The following is a 20,361-nucleotide window of genomic DNA, read 5'->3' on the forward strand; positions in this document are numbered from 1 at the left end:
TACCATTTGACAACAAGAATATTTTCCTGTATAATAAAAATTTGTTCCCTATTAACTTTAACATAATTATTTTATATAGATATAGATAAATTTAATTTTACGTTTTATCTTTTACATTTGGGAAAGACTTATTCACACTGGACCGGCTTCGGAGCCGAAAGGACGAAAGAGAGGTAGGGCTTTCGTTGTTTAAGATTTTCAAATCTACCGCGGCATGTATGTATCATCAATTATGTAATTAAAGTTTTATTACGCCCAAAAAGTAAGAACCAACCGTGTATATGCGGTTGGTTCTTTTTAATTTTCACAATAAATACTTAGCGCCATGAAGACTAATCTCCCTTTTTGCATTAGGTTCTATTCCAACCAGAAAAGGGCGTTCCCCTCTCGGATGATCCTTAAGGCTGATAAAGTACACATCGATTGTATCAAAATGAACCTTTATTGCTTTTTGTTCAGTACCCGGAAGCGTTGAGTTGTGTACTGTGCCATTGAATACTTCCGCCCAAATATCTGCAAGATTTTCCGGCTGTTCCACAGCGTATGCAATAAACGAAATGGATTTTGAGTCTGGAACATAAACCTCTTTTTCAATAAGTTCTAGTTCCCTTACTCTATCGTCCTCCCCCCATTCAATAAAAAATGGCATTGAGTGGGTATGGTCAATAAAGAGCATCGACCATTCAAGAAGGGAGCCATCAGGTCGTTTTCTAGAGCCTGGGAAGGGTCCAATTGTATGGATGCCTTGTTCTGTAAGCTCTTGGTTGGTTTGATCTATCGAGTTGGTCCGGAAGGCAATTTGTGAAAGTCCTTCTCCTCGTTTATAGTCTTCATACAAGTGACGGGTAAATGGGTGACTACCTTCCTTTGTAACCTCTAGATTGTTAATCCCAATCCATTCGATATAAGCAAGATTTTTAAAATAACATAAAGAATTATAGGTCCCCCAAATCTCGTGGTTACCACCTTTTGCGGTATGGAAACCAAGAAGTTTAAATGCTGTCATTGCCTCATACGGATCTTTAACATAATGGACAACATGATCAAAACGAATATCCAACCAATCATCCCCCTAGCCTATTTTTAATACATTTTATCATAAAAAAATAAGACCCTTACAATTAGGGTCTTATTTTTCACTTCTCTTATGCACCAAGTTGTTGAGATGGGTTTGTGTAGGTTTCAGTGTCAAGTTCTTTTGTTACTTTACTTGTAAGAACACCTGCTGTCATACTACCGCTAACGTTAAGTGCTGTACGTCCCATGTCAATTAAAGGCTCAACAGATATCAATAAACCTGCTAAAGCTACTGGAAGGTCAAGTGCTGATAATACGAGGATGGCAGCAAAAGTTGCTCCTCCACCAACTCCAGCAACTCCGAAAGAACTAATCGCTACAATCACTACGACTGTTAAGATAAAGGTTGGATCCAATGGATTAATACCAACTGTTGGTGCAATCATCACCGCAAGCATCGCTGGATACACACCAGCACATCCGTTTTGTCCAATGGAAAGTCCAAATGAACCTGCAAAGTTTGCAATTCCTTCCGGAACACCTAAGTCATTCGTTTGCGCTTTAATATTAAGTGGTAATGTACCTGCACTACTACGTGACGTAAACGCGAAAGTTAATACAGGGAAAGCTTTCTTAATATACGTAATTGGATTTAATCCAGCTAAAGTAATCAACAATAAGTGAATCGCAAACACAATCAATAACGCAACATAAGAAGCAACCACAAATTTACCAAGCTTATAAATCGCACCGTAATCACTCGTAGCCGTCACACGTGTCATAATCGCTAGAACTCCATAAGGAGTTAAACGTAAAATTAACGTTACAACGCGCATGATAACCGAATAAAGGGCATCGATAATTTTAGCAAACAACTCTGCATTCTCAGGGTCTTTACGACGAACTCCAAGGAATGCAATTCCTATGAACGCTGCAAAGATAACAACAGCAATTGTTGATGTGGATCGAGCCCCAGTAAAGTCTAAGAATGGGTTTGCGGGCAATAAGTCAACAATCTGTTCTGGGAATGTTTTATCTTGAATACCCGCATAGCGTTCTTCTATCGAGGCACCCCTTGCTTGTTCAGCCTCACCAGCTTCGATTTGAATAGCCTCTAAGTCAAATGCAACCGTTGTTCCAATTCCAACAAGTGCTGAGATTGCAGTTGTACCTATTAGAATTCCAAGGATCAGGACACTAATTTTCCCGATATTATTTGCCAATTTCATTTTCGTGAAGGCTGAAACGATGGAAATGAAAACAAGTGGCATTACAATCATTTGTAAAAACTTCACATAACCATTACCGACGATATTGAACCAACTAATTGATTCGGAAATGATTTCTGAATTAACACCGTAAATGAGTTGTAGGACAAGACCAAAGACAATCCCTATTCCTAGCGCTGCAAATACACGTTTTGAAAACGAGACATGTTTTTTCTGCATATAAAACAATAATAGTAGTAATAAGACCATAAAAACGATATTTACAATACCAAGTAAACTCATATGTATTACCCCCTTTTTTATTTACTAATGTATTAAAATATAATCCGATAATGTTAATACGTCAAGTAAGAATTAGCCTAATTATAAATTAATAATGTGATTTCAAACTAAATACGCCTAGAACCAAATGATTCTAGACGCGTCATCCAATCTTTATGCAACTTTTATAGCCTTGCCAAACGGGACTTTTGGTACATAATCATCTGGTACAAGCCAAAACACTTCAGCCTTTACATCTAACTCATCGTAAAAATAACCGGTAACATCGGTTATATAAAAAAGAGTATCGATTTTCTCTTCATCCGCCCATTCCAGCACCTCAGTATAGGAGGACTTGCCATGCGTATAATATTTAATGGTAGGGTTTTGAATCGGTGTGATGGTTCTTATTTTAAAATCGGCTTGGACAAGCTGTGTTTCTGGGATCATTTCACCAAAAAATTTTATGATATTGTTTATCAAAACTGACCGTACCTGATTGGTTGATGTATCGATTGCTAATGCTATTTTTTTGCCTTTACGGTCCTTAAGTAAACCCATTAGTGACCTTTGCCATCTCACGCATCCTCAACTCCTCATGCATAATACCAAAGGATGATTACCTTGGCTCCACTATTTTGTCACGTTTTCCGACCAAATATGAACGGTTTAAATAACAATACTTGGATAGGTTATAGGCGTGCGCAAAGGTAAAACTATCAATAATTGGGGGAATGAAAAATGAAAATTTCGAAAGAAGAGTTAATCCAAAAACTTGAATCAAATAATGGATATGGATTTGTTGAATTAAATGGGGTACTACATGAAATTAAACTCCTTGCTGGAAATCAAATCGCTTTTTCAGGTGCATGTTGGAGATGGGAACAAACAGAGATGCCATCAGCCAATGGGGACTATAGCGTGGTAACGGATGTACTTATAGAAGGGGAACCGGTTATACCACGTTTTCCTACTCAAGATTCCTATGAATTCTACGAAACGGTTACAGACTTTTCATAAGCATCTTTGTGGTTAGATTTTCCTTTTTCATTTATAGTAAATGCAAACAAGTAAAAATTGAAGGAGGAATACATAATGTCAAACTTAAAACCATGGTTTGAAAAAGGCATGAACCAATTCGATTACATTAACAGCATGCAAGTTCACAAGGAGAACCTATTAAAAGTATATAATGGGTTTCAATTAGACGAATCTGATAAAGAATTACTTCATGCGCTTCAGGAAAAAGAGTTAAAAGCAATCATTTTAGCAGCTGATTGGTGTGGAGATGCAATGGTCAATCTCCCTATTTTAATGAGAATTGCAGATGAGGCCTTACTTGAAACTCGCTATTTAATCCGTGATGAGAATTTAGAGTTGATGGATCAATACCTTACAAATGGAAAAGCTCGTTCGATTCCAATCATCATTTTTGTCAATAAAGAGTATGAAGAGGTTGGTAAATGGGGACCAAGATCTCCAGAGGCCCAAGCGGTTGCTGATGAATTGAAAGCAAATGTACCTGATAAAGAATCTCCTGAATACGATGCGGCATTCAAAGCATTTATTAAATCATTCACAGAACGGATCACTACAGATGAAGTGCTTTGGAAAGACATTAAAAATAGCATAATGACTACATTAAAAAATGCATAATTATTGAACAATAAAACATATACTATACTTGAGACCGTCCACCACTTCCAACTTCGCAACGTTTGCGGGACTAACCAGAACGGAAATGCGGGCGGTCTCTTTATGTGTTTAGATGGGTAAAAATAAATGGAACAAAAAGAGTAGAGTAAAAAGAAAAGCCGTTGTGTAATGGAATTTCCGGCGAAACCCGGAGGATTTTTTATGACGAAGATATCCTGCAAAAAGAGTAATTGCTAATATTAGAATGGCTAAAATACCACTTATCATCTTCGGATTTATATACCCTATTAACTCCCCTAGCTTTACGAGCATGATTCCCCCATGAAACACAATTAATATCGTTCCGATGATCGCAAGCTTGACATGAGATTTCATCATACTTCGTGACATTTTCGCAAGTGCTATTTTGAGTTTCCGTACCTTCGTCCTGCGGATGACGAGAAAGATAAAATACATATTTACATTTACAACAAATAAAATGATTGCGATTTGAGCGAAAACCTGCCCTAGTGTGACGATTTGCGAATCATGCGACCTAAAAATCCATATGTATATAAACATACTGATCACGAGTAATGCATTTAAAAAAATCCAAATATAATAGGCCATAACTTTCCTCCCCTTCTATCATGTTTCCATTTTATCAAATGGTTATGAAACTTGTTGTGTGGGATGTCACTAGGTGTACAGTAGTAAAGGACTGCTTTCTCCTAAATTATGCAGGATTGGGGATGATAGATTTGGTTTACCGGTTTGCATTCTCCTGATTTTATCCAAATGCAAGGATGTTTACTAGGTTTGCTGGTTCGCTCTCCCCTATTTCATCCAAATTCAAGGATGTTTACTTGGTTTGCTGGTTCGCTCTCTCCTAATTTCATCCAAATTCTAGGATGTTTACTTGGTTTGCTGGTTCGCTCTCTCCTAATTTCATCCAAATTCAAGGATGTTTACTTGGTTTGCTGGTTCACTCTCTCCTAATTTCATCCAAATTCAAGGATGTTTACTTGGTTTGCTGGTTCGCTTTCTCCTAATTTCATCCAAATTCTAGGATGTTTTCTAGGTTTGCTGGTTCGCTCTCTCCTAATTTCAACCTAACAAAATGAAGATAACACTGTTTTCCAACAAACATTCTTCCCACAGGCTTCTCATTAGCTGCATATTAGTTTCCATCCTCCTATTCTACTTACAAACGTGCTAAAATTAAAATAGAAAAGGAAAATGGAGGGAATTTGATGTCTACTTGTAATATCGACCATTCGAAAGCCGATGTTGTTAAAAAGCTCCAGAGCCAGGAAAGCTTTTTGCCCAAAGAACTCTATAACAAGGCGGCTCTGTTTTTAGAGCAAGAGCACACGCAGCTAACATTAAATGAATTGTTTCACTTATTAAAGAAATATGATTTAGTGATTGAAGAAGAACAACAAAAGCGTAATGTTGTAATGGAGGAACTCTTCCAAGCATAATGTAAGGCACCACAATTAAATGTGGTGCCTTTTGTCTATTCCTTATTCGACAACTGCACTTTTCTCCTCGACGTACTTGCGAATCACAGAAAGGAAGTCCTCCCCGTAACGCTCTAGTTTTGTCTTAGCAACCCCTTTAATTTCAAGCAACTCTTTTTCTTCCGTCGGCGCCACTTCACTCATTTCGCGTAATGTACTATCCGAAAAGACAATATATGGCGGTACTTGATCGCGAGTCGAGATTTCTTTTCGGACCTCGCGAAGAATTTCAAATAGTGTATTATCAGTAACAATCTGTTTTTTCATCACCTGTTCCTTCTTATAAATTTTTACTTCCCCTTTAAGAACAGGCAGAGCTTTTGCATCAAGAATAAGCACTGGATACTGAGAGTTTGTCAGTTTGACATATCCTTCGGCAGCTAAATAGTCGATTAAACCGACAATTTGTTTTTCGGAATATTGCTTCAGCAATCCATAAGTGGATAAGGATGTAAACCCTAATTCAAGGATTTTTTTGTTCCTTGATCCTTTCAACACCTGGGCTACCAATGTCTTCCCAAATCGTTCTTTCATTCGTTTGATACAGGAAAACACCATTAGCGCTTCTGTGGTTACATCTTTTTTTTCACGGTCATCTGTACAGTTAAAACAACGTCCACATTCGGGACTTTCGTTCTCTCCGAAATATTCTAGAATATAGGTTTGTAGGCATTTTTCTGTATGACAATAATCAATCATTTGCTGTAGCTTATGATATTCTTGCTCTTTTTTTCCTTCATCCATTGTTGATTGCTCAATCAGGAACTTCTGAAGCTGGATATCCTGCGAAGCGAATAATAAGTAACAATCACTTTTTTCGCCATCACGCCCTGCCCGTCCCGCTTCTTGGTAATATGCTTCAATATTTTTCGGGAGATTGTAGTGAATAACAAATCTTACATTGCTTTTGTCAATCCCCATCCCAAACGCATTTGTCGCAATCATGACATTGACCGTATCAAATAAGAAATCCTCCTGAGCCCTTTTTCGCTCCTCATCAGAAAGTCCGGCATGGTATTTCCCTACTAAATGTCCCTCTTTTTCTAAAAACGCATGAAGTTCATTGACTTCACGGCGTGTTGCAGCATACACAATTCCAGATTGATTCTTGTTTTCTTTTAAAAAGCTTTTGACAAAATCTCGCTTGTTTTCACCTTTTAGGATATTAAATGTTAGATTTTCTCTAGCAAATCCGGTAATAAAAACAGCAGATGGGGTAATTTGCAATTGGCTGCAAATATCATCCTTTACTTCAACGGTTGCGGTTGCAGTCAATGCAGCAACAACAGGCTTTTCCGGTAGTTCCGCAATCATATATTGGATGTTTCGATAGCTAGGCCTGAAATCATGTCCCCACTGTGAAATACAGTGTGCTTCATCAACAGCAATCATTGAAATTGGGATAGAAGATAATAGGGATCGAAATTGAGAGGATTCGAGTCGTTCAGGAGCAATATAAATGATTTTATAACGGCCAAGCCTTGCGTCCTGCAGTCTTTCCTGAATTTCCTGCAAGGAAATACTACTATTGATATATGTAGCCGCAATTCCAACTCCGAGCAAAGTGTCTACCTGGTCCTTCATCAATGAGATCAAAGGAGAAATCACGATTGTTATTCCTTCAAAAATCAAGGCTGGAATTTGATAGCATAAAGACTTCCCGCCCCCAGTTGGCATAATTGCGAGCGTATCGTTTCCTTCTAAAATGTTCTCAATAATGGATTCCTGCCCAGGTCTGAAGGAAGGATATCCAAAATACGACTGTAATACCTGTTTCGCTTGTTCAATCATAAAAAACACCTTTTTAAATTTATTTTACTGATTTTGGCAAAAATGTGTGTTTGACGTAGTGTACTACCCCACATGTCCGCACGCCTTTGTGCATACTATACAGTGTGGTGTTAGCTCCTTATTCTTTATCTGTTCGTGTTAGGAAGTGATATTTCACTTCCTCTTTTTTTTAGTCCCAAGACCATGTGAGTTCATGAAGTCGATGCCACAGGACGTGGCGTTCTTAGTCTTTGTTCAATAGATAAGATAATTATAAAGGAAGAATTTAAAGGTGTGAAGGGTGTCTACGATATGGTAAGATAAAACTTATAAAATATATGAGGGATGAAACACGTGAGTAATGCAAATCTACAAGTATCACAATCTTACGAAAAAAAATCTTTCCTGTTAGAGAATACACAGTCACTTCGAAATAAACTTCCTGGTGTAGCTCTCGTTTTTATTATAGGCGTTTTGGCGAACTCACTAGGTAAGGATTTTCCGTTGATCGGCGGGGCTGTAATTGCAATCATCATCGGAATCATGGTCCGAAACTTTTTAGGCATACCGACTGTTTTTTCGGAAGGAATTTCCTATACTTTGAAAACGTTGCTTAAGACCGCAATTGTTCTTCTTGGTTTTGGTCTTAGTTATGCGAGTATCTTTCAACTAGGATATGAAGCCATTCTATTAGTTGTTGTAGCGGTATTAGCGGGAATACTTTTTACATTTTTGTTGGCCAAGCTCTTTAAGCTGAGTGGGAATATTCCCATTCTTGTTTCTCTAGGAACAGCAATTTGTGGAGCAACCGCCATTGTGACATCAAGCCCCATTGTTCGTGCAAAAGAGGAAGAAACCGCATATGCGATAAATACAATCTTTGCTTTCAACGTCTTGGCAGTGTTGTTCTACCCACTAATAGGACAACTTTTTTCCATGCCAGACCAAATTTTTGGAATTTGGGCAGGTGTCGCGATACATGACACTTCATCCGTAGTAGCTGCTGGATATAGTTATAGCAGTAATGCAGGCGATACTTCTGTCATCATCAAGTTGATCCGAACACTAATGCTAGTGCCTGTTACTCTCATTCTATCTATCTTTATTTCTATGAAATCAAATGGAGCCGCAGGCAGCAAAGTGAAAATAAGTAAGGTATTTCCGATTTTTATCTTATTTTTCGCTGGAGCGGTGGCGGTCAATACCATCTTCTCGCTTCCAACATCGATTACGAGTGTAACAGATGGGGTTGCCAAATTTCTAATCCTTATGGTTATGGCAAGTGTGGGGCTAGGTACTGATTTCAAAAAAATCAAATCAGTGGGCCTACGTCCATTATTCTTAGGTTTACTATCATCTGTCATGATGGGGCTGTTAACACTAACTATTATCCAACTTCTCTATTAGAAAAGTAATTGAGGGTTTCCTTCAGGGGAGTATGGAAGTTAGTGATATTCTGGATAAAAAATAATTGCGTGTCACCTTTAATTAGGCTGACATGCTTTTTTATGTTCTTGAAGAAGACATAAATTAATACAAGTTTCTATTTACTAGATTTGTAGTACGTTCACGTTATGATTGAGGGTAATTCAGACAGAGATCGAACAGTTCCGAGGTTGGTTGGCATTATTCCTGACTGATTCTGACTCTACTTAATATTTTCCGGCGATGGCTGTCAGAATACATTGCTGATTTTGACTCTACATGATAATTTCCGAAGATGGCTGTCAGAATACATTGCTGATTCGGACTCTACTTGATAATTTCCGAAGATGACTGGCAGAATCCACAGCTGATTCCGACTCTACTTAATAATATCCGGCGGTAGCTGTCAGAATCCTTCGCTGTTTCTGACTCTACATGATAATTTCCGGAGATGACTGTCAGAATCCACAGCTGTTTCTGACTCTACATGATAATTTCCGGAGATGGCTGTCCGATTCCATGGCTGATTCTGACTCTCGATGATAAATTTCGAGTTGACTGTCAGAATCCACAGTTAATTTTGACTCTACTTGATGGATTCCGGGGGATGGCTGTCAGAATCCATAGCTGATTCTGACTCTACATTATAAATTCCGAAGTTGGCTGTCAGAATCCACAGCTGATTCGGACTCTACTTGATAATTTCCGGTGGTGGCTGTCAGAATCAATGGATGATTAGGACTCTACTCGATAATTTCCTGCACTGGCTGTCAGAATCACTCGCTGTTTCTGACTCTACTTGATAATTTCCGAAGATGGCTGTCAGAATCCACAGCTGATTCTGACCCAACTTTATAATTCCCGGCGATTACTGTCCGAAACCTCAACTACTACATTCTTGTTAAAGCGCTTCACCAATACTTGTTCAAAATATCTTTTCTGTAGTTAGCAACAAGCCTAGTGTGATACCTCAAATTCATTTCCCAACTTCTTTTCGTTCCTCCAAGATGTCACAAATTATTTGGATGTGAAAGGAAGCCCATGCTTTTTCACGAAAATGAAGAATTACACTGAAGAAAAGCAGGGCAAAATAAAGGATACTGAAAAGGATCAAATACAAATAGCCTTTTCCAAACAAAAACTTTTGCAATTGGCTTGCAAAAAGAAACAAAAACCACGGGACTGCGGTAATTAAAATGGGAATGATGCCAGAACCATTTTGCTCTTTTAGCATGCGGTAATAAATGATTTGTAACGTTTGTGAATCAATTTTTCCATAAAAAGCCTTAATATCCCGGACTTCCTCCATATCTTTAACATGTTGGAAGGTGGAATCATGATTTATATTCTTTTTTAACCTAAGATAAATTTTATGTGCATCTCCACGAAACGAAATCAAGTGTAACATCCCTTCATCAAACCAGATTATATTGTTATCCATTCCCGGTTTTGCACATGAAAATGCCCCCAAATTTCACTTGGGGGCAACAGTTTTATGCTGGAGGATCAATATTTATATCATCCGCGATTTCTTTTTCTTGATATTGTGTATCTTTTCGTGCATTGAAGCGCTCTGCTTTTTCCACATACACCGCAATATTGTAATCAGGAATACCAGCATATTTTTCATAGCGTCCTCTTGGTAATAAAAAGTTACCTTCTGGGAAGTGAACACCTAGATTTTTTCTGGCGATATCAGCTAATTTAGCTTTTCCTTGGAATACTCCAAAGCCATTGTGAACAACGATCGCTTCACCGTCTGCAACCCGAAGTTCCTTCGCATCCATTGGGTTGATTAACACATCATAACGGCCAGCTCCATTGAATGGATCAACCTCTTTATAAATCATCGAATTAAATTGCTTTCCACGGCGAGTTGTTAACACGAATTGTTCTTCTTTTTTACCGAAATCAGGAATATCAACTGGAATTAGACTTCCCTTTCCATCCGGAGTCGGGCACACTCCACCTTCACAAAGCCATGCTCCTCCCCACTGGAACACATCCCCTTTTTTCTTGAGGTGTTGTATGCCGTTGTAGTTCGGATTGGCAATGGCAATTTCATTGCGAATTTCCTGTCCGCTTTTAAAATCAATTAAATGTGCTTTTTCAGGTTTTACCCGCTTGGCAAGGTCCACATAGATTTTCCACTCTGCGCGTGCTTCAGCAATTTCATTTTTATTTCCTTCAATTTCAGGTGAAAAATAAACCATACGCTCTGTTGATGTTGAAGTTCCTCCACCTTCTTGTTCATATCTTGTTTTTGCCGGTAAAACAATAACGGCTTCTTTTGCATCCACGAGTGTTGAAGTGTTTAAAATAATATCTTGATGCACACGAATATCCAGTTCAGACAATGCTTTTTCGACAAACTTAGGATCTGGCATTGTTTCAAGGAAATTGCCTCCAGACATATAATAAAGTTTTACCTTTCGCTCATGTTCCTCTGGGAGTACGATATTTTCGAGAGTAACACCCACAATATCCCCTTGCCATTTTTGTATCTCAAAGCCCCAAATCTCCTCAAGGCGCTTCCTGTTTTTTTCATCAAATTCGCCACCTGGCAGTACAAACGGATCGGCTCCCATTTCACCAGAACCTTGTACCGAAGAGTGCCCACGAAATGGCATTAGTCCATTATACTTACGACCTAAGTGGCCACGAAGCAAGGCAAGATTTGCCACCTGTGAAATATTATCAGTTGCAAATGAATGCATCGTTAAGCCCATTGCCCATGTGTACACGGCGTTTTTACTCTTGGCTAAAAGTTCTGCAAGTTCTCTGATTCTCTCTTTTGATACTCCGGATGACTTTTCAATTTCATCCCAGCTTTGCGCTTTGGCATGCGCTTTCAATTCTTCATACCCATTCACGTGTTCCTTCACGAACTTATGATTAATCGCAGAACCTTGTTGTTTTTCTTCCATTTCAAACCAATGCTTCATAATTCCAAACATGAAGGCAATGTCTCCACCAATGCTCACTTGGTAAAAATCATCTGCGAGCTTTGTTCCAAATAGGGCAGATTCCATATTTGATGGGATCCAGTATTTATCCATTGCAGGTTCTCTGTGTGGGTTAATTACAATAATTTTTGTACCACGTTTTTTTGCTTCAAGCATGTATTTCGTTGAAACAGGTGAACTGTTTGAAGCAACACTTCCCCAGAATACCAATACTTCTGTACCAATCCAGTCCTGATAGTTGGCAGTCGATGCCCCAACACCGATAGAACGTTTCATCGCTGTTTTACTAGGCGAATGACAAATACGGGAAGCGTTATCAATATGGTTCGTTCCTAAGAAACGAGATACCTTAGCAGCCACATAATAAGATTCATTCGTAATCCCTCTGGAAGTCAGGTAAAATGCATACTGCTTCGGGTTCAACTTCTTCATTTTATTTGCAATCATATCCATCGCTTCATCCCAGGAGATTCTAGAAAACTTTCTTTCTCCTTTACGACGGATCATCGGGTAAGGTATTCTACCGAGCTTTCTTAGTTCTGTGCTATTAAGCTTACGAAGTTCATCGATATCAGCATGAAGAATATCCGATTGAATCGCTGGCATTGTACTTAAACGCAGTACATTTAATCGTGTCGTGCACATATGCGGACCTGTCAACGTTTGATCATAAAGACCAGAAACACCAAGTGCGCATCCGTCACAAACACCTTGCGTTAAAATACGAGTCGCATACCCTAGATTGTCCTTGTTTTCCCACGCAACTTTCATTGTATCTCGAATATGTTTCGGCTTCACTTTTCCTAAACCAAATGGGATTGGACTAACCCAATGCTTTGGTTGTGGCATTTTTGTTGATTTTATAGGTCCCTGATGCTTTGTTTCTCCCACTTCTTACTCCTCCTTCTCCTTATTCCTTTATTACTATGTCTATGGTCAAAGTCAACTTATATTAACTATGCTTTCGGCATTAAACTGCTTAATCCTTCAAAAACTCTAAAATTATAGAAAAAACCACCGAAACATGATTCTCTACGATTATAGAGAAATGAAACGGTGGTTAGTCTTTAGCAGGGTCGCTACCAAGTGCCAACACAAGATTATTTTGTTTTAAATTTCTTCGCTAGGTCTTGATCAAATACAAATACTGACATTCCGAAATCTCGATCAATATCAATATCAACAAATAAATCTACTAGGTTTGAACCTAAAAACTCTTCCATTTCAACTGGTCTGTTTTTTCGGTACATTTCTTTTACCATTTCGGTTCTTGCCGCACGAAGCATTTGTTTTCCTTCATCCGCACCGGCAATAAATTTTTCAACTGGAGATAGGTTTCCTTCCATCTCACATATGGCCCAATTTTTACAAAAGGTTGTGGTGATTTTACTAGGTCCTTTCCCCATATGCTTTTTGCGAAAGGACCTTACTAGATTGCTAAACTCAGCTTCGTATTTATTCATTTTTTGTCTACCTCTTACTAGTTACTCATTAACCTTAAGTTAATCAAGATTACAAAGAATGTCAACCAGCAAGCTCAGCAGCATTCGTAGATTGTTTCTTTTGTAATTTTTTAATATCCAAACGAATTAGAAGTGAAACCGCTAGTGCCACTGCAAAGAGTGCAGTAAATACTGTTAAGCTTTGTGTATAGCTTCCAGTTGTGTCCCGAATCCAAGATGCGAACATTGGACCAGCAAGACCTGCCGCTGCCCACGCCGTTAAAATATAGCCGTGGATTGCACCAAGCTGTTTTGTTCCAAACAAGTCCCCAATGTAAGCCGGGATTGCAGCAAACCCACCACCGTAACATGTATAGATAAGTGCCAGTAATACCTGAAATAACACTGGATTTGACACATGTGGTAGTAACGGAAAAGCAACTACTTGGATAAGGAAAAATACTGTATATGTATTAGGCCTCCCTAAGTAATCAGACACTGACGCCCAACCAATTCGACCAAGACCGTTAAATGCGCCTAAAACTCCTACTAACGCTGCAGCTGCAACTGGAGTTAAGCCTACACTTTCCTGTGCAAGTGGAGAAGCGGCAGAGATGATTGCTATACCGCACGTAACATTGATAAAGAGCATGAGCCATAAATAATAGAAACGTTTTGTCTTTACCGCTTGGTTAGCAGTTAATTGTGATAAATCCTGTTTTACCTTTTTAGTTCCACTCGAAACCTTCTCTTTAAAGCCAGCCGGTAACCAGCCTTCTTTCGGTGGTGCAAGGTAAAGTGACGCCAAGATCATAATGATAAAATAAGAGATTCCAAGGATATAAAACGTATTTGCAATTCCTACTGATACAATCAGTTTTTGCATGATGGGACTGCTGATTAGTGACGCAAATCCAAACCCCATAATTGCAAGGCCCGTTGCCATGCCACGTCTGTCAGGGAACCATTTTACAAGTGTTGATACTGGAGCAATGTATCCAACGCCTAGACCAATTCCACCTAAAGCACCATAGAATAAATACAATAATGGCAATGATTCTAGGTTAATCGCAAGACCAGATCCCGTGATACCGACGCCAAAGAATATAGCAGCTAGAATGCCAGATGCGCGAGGGCCATATTTTTCAACGAAATGCCCTAGGAAAGCTGCTGATAATCCTAAGAAAAGAATCGCGATACTAAAGGTCATGCTGATGTCAGTTAAATCCCATCCGAATTCTGATTGTAGAGGTTTTGTAAATACACTCCAGGCGTAAACAGAACCGATAGATAAGTGAATTCCAACGGCCGAGGCTGCAATCAGCCAACGATTTTTTGTCTTTTCCATTTCTTCTCTCCTTTGTTTTGAAATAATAGGTTACATTTTGCAGTAGTTATAAAAAACAAAAAAACCGCCAGCAGCCTTATGCTTGAATAAGCATAAAAAGGATGATGACGGTTAATTTCCCTAGCAGGTTCGCTACTACAAAATTAACAGTAATCGCTTCCAACATCGCACCTTTTGCAGCAGAGACAGGTTCGCTATCCTGTGACAAAAGTGTGTCAATATTGTGAACTATATAATAAAATATTACCAAAGCTAGCAAAATAAAACAATAGCTTTTATTTAACTATTTCGAGTAGTGAAAATTTTTTATTGTTGTCCTTCCAATAAAAGTATGATTATATATTTAGTAACTAGATGCGTTACATGAATTTCAATCGGAAAGTGAGGTGTATAGATGATGGATTCCATTACTGTTAAAAAAGGGATTATCAAATTTGAAGATGGTCAGCTTTTTGACGAGGAAGATCAAATTGTGACTGAATTTCCTTTGACTATTATCTTGAACCAGCAAGAATTTGCAACGATGGTTTGTACCCCTTCAGAACTTGATGAACTGGTAATTGGCTTTTTAGCTTCAGAAGGAGTCATCCGTTTTAGAGACGAAATTAAAAGTCTCCATATCGATGAAGGCCAAGGCTATGCGTATGTTGATACGACTAAAGAAGTAACAACAAGTCAGGAATATTATTCAAAGCGTTTTATCGGTTCCTGTTGTGGAAAAGGAAGACAATTTTATTTTGTCAATGACTCTAAAACAGCCAAAACATCAACATCAACCATTACCCTCACACCTGAAGAATGCATTACCTTAATGAACGAAATGCAACAAAACAGTGTTGTCTTTAAGGATACAGGTGGTGTGCACAATGCGGCACTTTGCACGCCAAACGAAATGATTGTGAATCGAACTGATATTGGCAGACATAATGCTCTTGATAAAATCTATGGATATTGTTTAAATCATAAAATTCCTGTTCGCGATAAAGTGATTGTGTTTAGTGGTAGAATTTCTTCTGAGGTATTATTAAAGGCCGCGAAAATTGGAGTTGGGATTGTTTTATCGAAATCAGCACCAACTGATTTGGCTATTAAAATGGCTGAAGAACTGAACATAACTGCCGTTGGTTTCATACGCGGCGGAAAGCTAAATGTCTATTCACATCCAGAACGAATTGTACAGAATTTGGTTGAGACTACGAGATGATACGAAAAGAGATTAGTAGGCTTCCCTCTACTAATCTCTTTTTTTGATACTTTTTCCTATCGGCTATATTTTTTTGGTATCAGCCATATTTTTTCGGTATCAGCCATAAATTCAAATTATCAGCCATATTTTTCAATTATCGGCCATACCACTTATTTTACGTGTGTTGAAACAGCTCTTGTACGTTTTTCATGAACTCTTCTGACTGTTTATTGCTTGACCCTTTCATCAAAAGCTCCCCAATTGAAGCTAATTTACCGGTCATTTCAAAATCCATTTCATATTCAACAAGTGTTTGATTCGGTTCGATTGTTTTTAAGTTTGCAGTAAGGGTATTTGTAAAGGAACCCGCAAGTGAAACGGGTTTTCCTTTCATTTCTACGACAATCTTTTCATTTTCGATCGACTCTTTTAACTCCCCTACTCCCTGAATTTTGATCGGGACAAATTGTACCTTGACCTCTACCAATGTTTCATATTTTGTTGGACTTAATTGTTTGACTTTTTTACAGCCGGGAAAACAGGGCCCTAATTTCATTGGGTCCATAAAAACAGAATAGACACTTTCTCGGTCTGCATGTACGATAAATTTATCAGCTTTTTTCAAGATCCCACTCCTTACGATTTTTTCTAAGATGATGTTACAATTTTATTAGCAAAATTTTGTTATAGAACTAAAATGATAAATCGTAAGACAACTGTCATAGTCTATTATTTCAATTGCTTTTTGATATAATGGGTAAAATAAAGCTAGATGTTTGTATAGAGGAGAGACTTTTTATGGCTTTTGGAATTAGACGCAAGGAGCTTCTTGAATGGAAAAGTAAGGTTTCACAAGGGGAAATTGCATTTTTGACGCATTATTGGCTTGACGACCGTTTTCCTGGGATGACGACCGTGACTAAAGTCGGCTGTGCTGACCTTGAAAAACTTAAAAGTTGGGGCGAACAATATGGCATTCCTTCAAAATACATTCATAACCGGACTGGATTCCCTCACTTTGATTTATTAGGAGAAAGACAAATTGAAATCTTAAAAAGTGAAAACATGCTCCACCAATTAGAAAGATTTAAGGGATAAGTCTTATGTACTATTTTCTTTTCCAAGGATTTATGTAAAATAAGAAATGGTTTGAAAGGAGAATTTACTCATGATTAATGAATTTAAAAAGTTTGCCCTCAAAGGCAATGTGATTGATCTTGCTGTTGGGGTTATCATTGGTGGAGCATTTGGAAAAATCGTTACATCACTCGTGAATGATATTATTATGCCTCTAGTCGGTTTCTTACTAGGTGGGGTCGACATATCTAAAGCTTCTATCCCCTTTAATGGTGAAGAAATCATGTACGGTGCTTTTCTACAAACAGTCGTGGATTTTTTAATTATTTCCTTTTCTATTTTTCTCTTTATTCGCTTTTTCCAGCGCTTTAAGAAAAAAGAAGAAGAAAAGCCTGCTGCACCAACTCCATCAAAAGAGGAGCAATTACTTACTGAGATTCGTGATTTATTAAAAGAACAACGTAGCTAATTGAAAAAGGTTGTCCGAGTCATGATTGACTATGGACAACCTTTTTTTATACTTCCCACGGTAATGCAATGCTAAATTTAGACGCCATTTTTTCGTTTTCTTTTTTACGTCTTTTTCGATTTTCTGCACGGTCTTTTGCTGATTCATGTAGCATCTTTTCTTCCTCAGACTTCGGAATTACCTTTGGAACGGGTTTTGGTTTCCCATTCTCATCTAAGGCAACAAAGGTTAAAAACGACAATGCGCAAATATGACGTTCTCCCGTATATAAGTCCTCTGCAATCACCTTTACAAAAACCTCCATAGATGATCGCCCCGTGTAGGTAACGAAAGCTTCTAAACAAACAGAGCTTCCTTCATTAATCGGATGAAGAAAATCCACAGAATCTGTTGATGCTGTTACAACCAGTGAACGTGAATGACGCACAGCTGAAATAGAAGCTACATCATCAATATAAGCCATCAATTTACCACCAAACATGGTTCCATGGTAATTAGTATCAGGCGGAAAAACATTACTTGTCTTTACAACAAAGGATTCTTTGCAGTACTTTGCCTCTTCCATATGTATGTCCTCCTTCGTTATTTTTTTATATTCTTCACGTATTAGATCAATTTCAAACTAACGAGTTTTTCTCCCCAAGGTGCTACCCCATTCAATTGAAAGCCCGCTCGTAAATACGTTTTTTCTGCTTCAATATTATCTGGGTTATACCCGATGATGATTTCTTTGGCATCTGGTTTAACTTTAATATTTTCAATTACCTGTAAAAGAGCGTTAGTGCCGAAGCCATTCCCCTGGTATTTTTCATCAATCATAATTCGGTAAATCCAATAATTATGATCATCCTCATCTAAACCGTACATTGTAAAACCCACCATTTTATCAGCTGCATATATAGCGAGCGCCTCAAAGCTTGGCAAAAACTGTACTTCTGCTAGTGAATAAAGATTTGATGCGATAAAACCCTGCTGTTCCTTACTTACTTTTAAATCAATACATTCTTCCCAATTATCACGTGTGATTTTTTGTAAGGTCACTGTCAAGTGAGTATCCCCCGATACATTAGTATAAGGAGGTGTTTTATGGCCTCCCAACATATAATCGTATGCGTTCGGGCTAAATATTTCAATCTTTTTTTAAAGAAAAAACGTTAGCCAAATGACTAACGTTTGTTATGCGGTAAACTTTTGTTCAACACGTTCAAATGAATATACGCGATCAATGAAGAATGCATAGATCGAAGCTAGTATTTGCTGGAAAAGCATTCCTACAACGACAGGAACCGCAACCTCGGCTGGGAAGAAGGCAATGGCAATGACGGCACCTGCGCTAATATTCCGCATCCCCCCTGTAAAAATAAGTGCAATGATGACATCCGATTCTAGCTTTAGCAGGCGGCCGATTCCCCATGAAATCATATAACCACAAAATGCAATGAAAAATACAACCGCGCCTGTCATGATTAGTTTCAAGTCCACATTTTTCAAATAAGGTGCAATCGTTGCACTATTAATCATCACCACGACACCAAGACCAATCTTTGAAAAAGGAGCCAAAGTTGGACTAAGTGTTTTTGTACATTTGCCTTTTGTAAAATGATTGACAAGCATACCTAGGATAGAGGGTAGCACAACCATAAAAAGGAGCCCTTGCATGATGCTAAGAATATCCATTTCAACATTACTGCCGACAAACAAAGTTAAACTATACGGCACAACAAAAGGAGAAATTAATGTATCAATTAATATAATAGAAAGCGTCAATGCAATATTGCCATGCTTCATTGCCACCCAGATAAAGCTCGATATCCCGGTTGGTATCACAACTGCTAAAATCATTCCGGTTATCGTAAAACTGTCACCAGGAAAGGTTAAATGCCCAACAACCCAAGCCCAAGCTGGCATGATTAAATGTAAAGTAATAAGAGCAATCAAGATGGGAAACGGATGAGTGAGAGCTCTCTTTAAAGAACTAAAACTTGAACTTAACGCCCCTGAAAAAGTAATAAATGCAAAAATCCACGGTACTAAATAAGAAAGCGGAGCTAAGTATGCAGTTAATAAAACACCAAGTACTACACTTGTAGGTGTAATGAGTGGCATAAGTTTTTCTAGTTTTTTATTGAGTTTCTGTAACATTATCATTCTCCTAAGGACTGAGTATCATTTCTGTAAGACCGTTATTTTAGTATACTACAATTTTAGCACGACAGTAGTTGTCCAACATAAATTTGGGTAAAATTAACATAAAAAAAAGAAACACCTTAAACGAGTGCTTCCTTAAAGTTTTGCTAGCCGATCATAAACATCCCTTAATGTACGGCATCCTATCTCTTGGATTTTTCGTATATAAAGTGACCAAAGCTTGGCTGTTAAGACAGCATCTCCTAACGCGTGATGCCGATTCGTTACTGGGATTTGGTGATATTCACATAAGTCTTCTAATCTAGTTAATCGTAAATCCGGTTCTACTAACCTGAATAAAAAGGAGGTATCAATAATCCGATGTTTAAATGGGGTGCGAAATTGCTTCCAACTTGCTGTATGCATAAAGGTTTTCTCATGATTCGCATGGTGTGCAACGAGGGGATTCCCTCTCGCAAATTCAAAGAATTGAATGAGAACCTCCGAAAGTGGCGGGGCATTTTTTAACGTTTCAGGTGTTATTCCCGTTAATTTCTGAACCTTCTCAGGGACCTCTTTTTTAGAGGATACAAGCGAATAAAATAGTTCATTTTCGCGAATTCCTCCGCCCTCCACTTTAATTGCACCAAGTGAAATAATTTCATCCCCTTGGTCTGGGTAGAAGCCCGTTGTTTCGATATCAAACACAACAACAGATAGCTCATCTAACGGAACTGTCAATTTATCCTCTTGCTGAAGATCTCTATGAATTTGGCGTAGAAAAGCAACCTGTTGAAAGCTAAGGCCTTGATTCCCACCCATTCCACTTGTATTTATTTTTCCATGAAGCCCCCGTACAAATTGAACAAATGGTTCAAATGCCATA

The 20,361-nt window shown here is 38.2% G+C and carries 22 protein-coding genes; 7 read left to right on the forward strand and 15 right to left on the reverse strand.

The window, feature by feature from the left end; genetic code table 11:
* Positions 1-304 precede the first annotated feature (304 nt).
* The 3 genes from CKJ95_RS11835 to CKJ95_RS11845 all read right to left on the reverse strand — a co-directional run bounded on the left by CKJ95_RS11835 (position 305) and on the right by CKJ95_RS11845 (position 3,089).
* Entirely contained in the window at positions 305-1,060 is a 756-nt protein-coding gene (locus CKJ95_RS11835; RefSeq protein WP_099353637.1) for a VOC family protein, read from the reverse strand.
* Positions 1,061-1,145: 85 nt separating this feature from the next.
* The gene (locus CKJ95_RS11840; protein ID WP_099353638.1) at positions 1,146-2,528 is read right to left on the reverse strand and encodes an L-cystine transporter; all 1,383 of its coding nucleotides are present in this window, start codon (positions 2,526-2,528) and stop codon (positions 1,146-1,148) included.
* Between the two features lie 153 nt (positions 2,529-2,681).
* Positions 2,682-3,089, reverse strand: coding sequence for a VWA-like domain-containing protein (locus CKJ95_RS11845; protein WP_099353639.1), 408 nt, complete (start codon positions 3,087-3,089; stop codon positions 2,682-2,684).
* 159 nt (positions 3,090-3,248) lie between these two features.
* On the opposite strand from CKJ95_RS11845, the gene CKJ95_RS11850 reads away from it, so the two are divergent.
* Together CKJ95_RS11850 and CKJ95_RS11855 are read left to right on the forward strand one after the other, a co-directional pair.
* Positions 3,249-3,527: a hypothetical protein gene (locus CKJ95_RS11850; protein WP_099353640.1), complete on the forward strand. Its 279-nt coding sequence runs from the start codon at positions 3,249-3,251 to the stop codon at positions 3,525-3,527.
* Between the two features lie 75 nt (positions 3,528-3,602).
* Positions 3,603-4,163: a thioredoxin family protein gene (locus tag CKJ95_RS11855; RefSeq protein WP_099353641.1), complete on the forward strand. Its 561-nt coding sequence runs from the start codon at positions 3,603-3,605 to the stop codon at positions 4,161-4,163.
* 108 nt (positions 4,164-4,271) lie between these two features.
* Here the strand turns inward: CKJ95_RS11855 and CKJ95_RS11860 are convergent, their stop codons facing one another.
* Complete coding sequence (locus tag CKJ95_RS11860; protein WP_099353642.1) at positions 4,272-4,772, reverse strand: hypothetical protein; 501 nt, start codon at positions 4,770-4,772, stop codon at positions 4,272-4,274.
* A 623-nt stretch (positions 4,773-5,395) separates the two neighbouring features.
* On the opposite strand from CKJ95_RS11860, the gene CKJ95_RS11865 reads away from it, so the two are divergent.
* Positions 5,396-5,626, forward strand: a complete 231-nt coding sequence (locus tag CKJ95_RS11865; RefSeq protein ID WP_099353643.1) for a group-specific protein — start codon at positions 5,396-5,398, stop codon at positions 5,624-5,626.
* A 42-nt stretch (positions 5,627-5,668) separates the two neighbouring features.
* Here the strand turns inward: CKJ95_RS11865 and recQ are convergent, their stop codons facing one another.
* Positions 5,669-7,456 carry a DNA helicase RecQ gene (recQ, locus tag CKJ95_RS11870; protein ID WP_099353644.1) on the reverse strand — a complete coding sequence of 596 codons (1,788 nt, stop codon included), beginning with the start codon at positions 7,454-7,456 and terminating at the stop codon, positions 5,669-5,671.
* A 333-nt stretch (positions 7,457-7,789) separates the two neighbouring features.
* Between recQ and CKJ95_RS11875 the strand changes: the two genes are divergently transcribed.
* The gene (locus CKJ95_RS11875; protein WP_180271484.1) at positions 7,790-8,842 is read left to right on the forward strand and encodes a YeiH family protein; all 1,053 of its coding nucleotides are present in this window, start codon (positions 7,790-7,792) and stop codon (positions 8,840-8,842) included.
* A gap of 994 nt (positions 8,843-9,836) precedes the next feature.
* On the opposite strand, the gene CKJ95_RS11880 is transcribed toward CKJ95_RS11875, so the two are convergent.
* The 5 genes from CKJ95_RS11880 to CKJ95_RS23820 form a co-directional block, all read right to left on the reverse strand.
* Positions 9,837-10,301 carry a hypothetical protein gene (locus tag CKJ95_RS11880; RefSeq protein ID WP_257215777.1) on the reverse strand — a complete coding sequence of 155 codons (465 nt, stop codon included), beginning with the start codon at positions 10,299-10,301 and terminating at the stop codon, positions 9,837-9,839.
* A 52-nt stretch (positions 10,302-10,353) separates the two neighbouring features.
* Entirely contained in the window at positions 10,354-12,717 is a 2,364-nt protein-coding gene (locus CKJ95_RS11885; RefSeq protein WP_099353646.1) for an FdhF/YdeP family oxidoreductase, read from the reverse strand.
* Between the two features lie 209 nt (positions 12,718-12,926).
* The gene (locus CKJ95_RS11890) at positions 12,927-13,289 is read right to left on the reverse strand and encodes a DUF2294 domain-containing protein (protein WP_099353647.1); all 363 of its coding nucleotides are present in this window, start codon (positions 13,287-13,289) and stop codon (positions 12,927-12,929) included.
* 61 nt (positions 13,290-13,350) lie between these two features.
* Positions 13,351-14,616 (reverse strand): L-lactate MFS transporter, encoded by a 1,266-nt coding sequence (locus CKJ95_RS11895; RefSeq protein ID WP_099353648.1) that lies wholly within the window; start codon positions 14,614-14,616, stop codon positions 13,351-13,353.
* A 76-nt stretch (positions 14,617-14,692) separates the two neighbouring features.
* The gene (locus CKJ95_RS23820) at positions 14,693-14,824 is read right to left on the reverse strand and encodes a hypothetical protein (protein ID WP_257215778.1); all 132 of its coding nucleotides are present in this window, start codon (positions 14,822-14,824) and stop codon (positions 14,693-14,695) included.
* A 186-nt stretch (positions 14,825-15,010) separates the two neighbouring features.
* On the opposite strand from CKJ95_RS23820, the gene fdhD reads away from it, so the two are divergent.
* The gene (gene fdhD, locus CKJ95_RS11900) at positions 15,011-15,820 is read left to right on the forward strand and encodes a formate dehydrogenase accessory sulfurtransferase FdhD (RefSeq protein ID WP_099353649.1); all 810 of its coding nucleotides are present in this window, start codon (positions 15,011-15,013) and stop codon (positions 15,818-15,820) included.
* 157 nt (positions 15,821-15,977) lie between these two features.
* Here the strand turns inward: fdhD and CKJ95_RS11905 are convergent, their stop codons facing one another.
* Positions 15,978-16,427 carry a CoxG family protein gene (locus CKJ95_RS11905; protein ID WP_099353650.1) on the reverse strand — a complete coding sequence of 150 codons (450 nt, stop codon included), beginning with the start codon at positions 16,425-16,427 and terminating at the stop codon, positions 15,978-15,980.
* Positions 16,428-16,600: 173 nt separating this feature from the next.
* Here CKJ95_RS11905 and CKJ95_RS11910 point away from each other — a divergent pair, with 173 nt between their 5' ends.
* Both CKJ95_RS11910 and mscL read left to right on the forward strand, forming a co-directional pair.
* Positions 16,601-16,900 (forward strand): hypothetical protein, encoded by a 300-nt coding sequence (locus CKJ95_RS11910; protein WP_099353651.1) that lies wholly within the window; start codon positions 16,601-16,603, stop codon positions 16,898-16,900.
* Positions 16,901-16,970: 70 nt separating this feature from the next.
* Positions 16,971-17,348: a large conductance mechanosensitive channel protein MscL gene (mscL, locus tag CKJ95_RS11915; protein ID WP_099353652.1), complete on the forward strand. Its 378-nt coding sequence runs from the start codon at positions 16,971-16,973 to the stop codon at positions 17,346-17,348.
* Between the two features lie 46 nt (positions 17,349-17,394).
* On the opposite strand, the gene CKJ95_RS11920 is transcribed toward mscL, so the two are convergent.
* The 4 genes from CKJ95_RS11920 to CKJ95_RS11935 all read right to left on the reverse strand — a co-directional run bounded on the left by CKJ95_RS11920 (position 17,395) and on the right by CKJ95_RS11935 (position 20,360).
* On the reverse strand, positions 17,395-17,913 hold the full coding sequence (locus tag CKJ95_RS11920) for an acyl-CoA thioesterase (protein ID WP_099353653.1): 519 nt from the start codon (positions 17,911-17,913) through the stop codon (positions 17,395-17,397).
* Positions 17,914-17,954: 41 nt separating this feature from the next.
* Positions 17,955-18,389: a GNAT family N-acetyltransferase gene (locus CKJ95_RS11925; protein ID WP_306475364.1), complete on the reverse strand. Its 435-nt coding sequence runs from the start codon at positions 18,387-18,389 to the stop codon at positions 17,955-17,957.
* 135 nt (positions 18,390-18,524) lie between these two features.
* Positions 18,525-19,490 carry a bile acid:sodium symporter family protein gene (locus tag CKJ95_RS11930; protein WP_099353655.1) on the reverse strand — a complete coding sequence of 322 codons (966 nt, stop codon included), beginning with the start codon at positions 19,488-19,490 and terminating at the stop codon, positions 18,525-18,527.
* Between the two features lie 141 nt (positions 19,491-19,631).
* Positions 19,632-20,360, reverse strand: coding sequence for an exonuclease domain-containing protein (locus CKJ95_RS11935; protein WP_099353656.1), 729 nt, complete (start codon positions 20,358-20,360; stop codon positions 19,632-19,634).
* Position 20,361: the final 1 nt, after the last annotated feature.

This window comes from Fredinandcohnia onubensis (assembly GCF_002734285.1).
Taxonomy (GTDB): domain Bacteria; phylum Bacillota; class Bacilli; order Bacillales; family Bacillaceae_L; genus Ferdinandcohnia; species Ferdinandcohnia onubensis_A.

Coding starts and splice junctions, on each gene's coding strand:
- CKJ95_RS11890 (WP_099353647.1), bottom strand. CDS start 13,289: ATGAATAAATACGAAGCTGAGTTTAGCAATCTAGTAAGGTCCTTTCGC.
- CKJ95_RS11920 (WP_099353653.1), bottom strand. CDS start 17,913: ATGGAAGAGGCAAAGTACTGCAAAGAATCCTTTGTTGTAAAGACAAGT.
- CKJ95_RS11880 (WP_257215777.1), bottom strand. CDS start 10,301: ATGGATAACAATATAATCTGGTTTGATGAAGGGATGTTACACTTGATT.
- recQ (WP_099353644.1), bottom strand. CDS start 7,456: ATGATTGAACAAGCGAAACAGGTATTACAGTCGTATTTTGGATATCCT.
- CKJ95_RS11855 (WP_099353641.1), top strand. CDS start 3,603: ATGTCAAACTTAAAACCATGGTTTGAAAAAGGCATGAACCAATTCGAT.
- CKJ95_RS11865 (WP_099353643.1), top strand. CDS start 5,396: ATGTCTACTTGTAATATCGACCATTCGAAAGCCGATGTTGTTAAAAAG.
- fdhD (WP_099353649.1), top strand. CDS start 15,011: ATGATGGATTCCATTACTGTTAAAAAAGGGATTATCAAATTTGAAGAT.
- CKJ95_RS11895 (WP_099353648.1), bottom strand. CDS start 14,616: ATGGAAAAGACAAAAAATCGTTGGCTGATTGCAGCCTCGGCCGTTGGA.
- CKJ95_RS11840 (WP_099353638.1), bottom strand. CDS start 2,528: ATGAGTTTACTTGGTATTGTAAATATCGTTTTTATGGTCTTATTACTA.
- CKJ95_RS11910 (WP_099353651.1), top strand. CDS start 16,601: ATGGCTTTTGGAATTAGACGCAAGGAGCTTCTTGAATGGAAAAGTAAG.
- mscL (WP_099353652.1), top strand. CDS start 16,971: ATGATTAATGAATTTAAAAAGTTTGCCCTCAAAGGCAATGTGATTGAT.
- CKJ95_RS11860 (WP_099353642.1), bottom strand. CDS start 4,772: ATGGCCTATTATATTTGGATTTTTTTAAATGCATTACTCGTGATCAGT.
- CKJ95_RS11935 (WP_099353656.1), bottom strand. CDS start 20,360: ATGGCATTTGAACCATTTGTTCAATTTGTACGGGGGCTTCATGGAAAA.
- CKJ95_RS11850 (WP_099353640.1), top strand. CDS start 3,249: ATGAAAATTTCGAAAGAAGAGTTAATCCAAAAACTTGAATCAAATAAT.
- CKJ95_RS11930 (WP_099353655.1), bottom strand. CDS start 19,490: ATGTTACAGAAACTCAATAAAAAACTAGAAAAACTTATGCCACTCATT.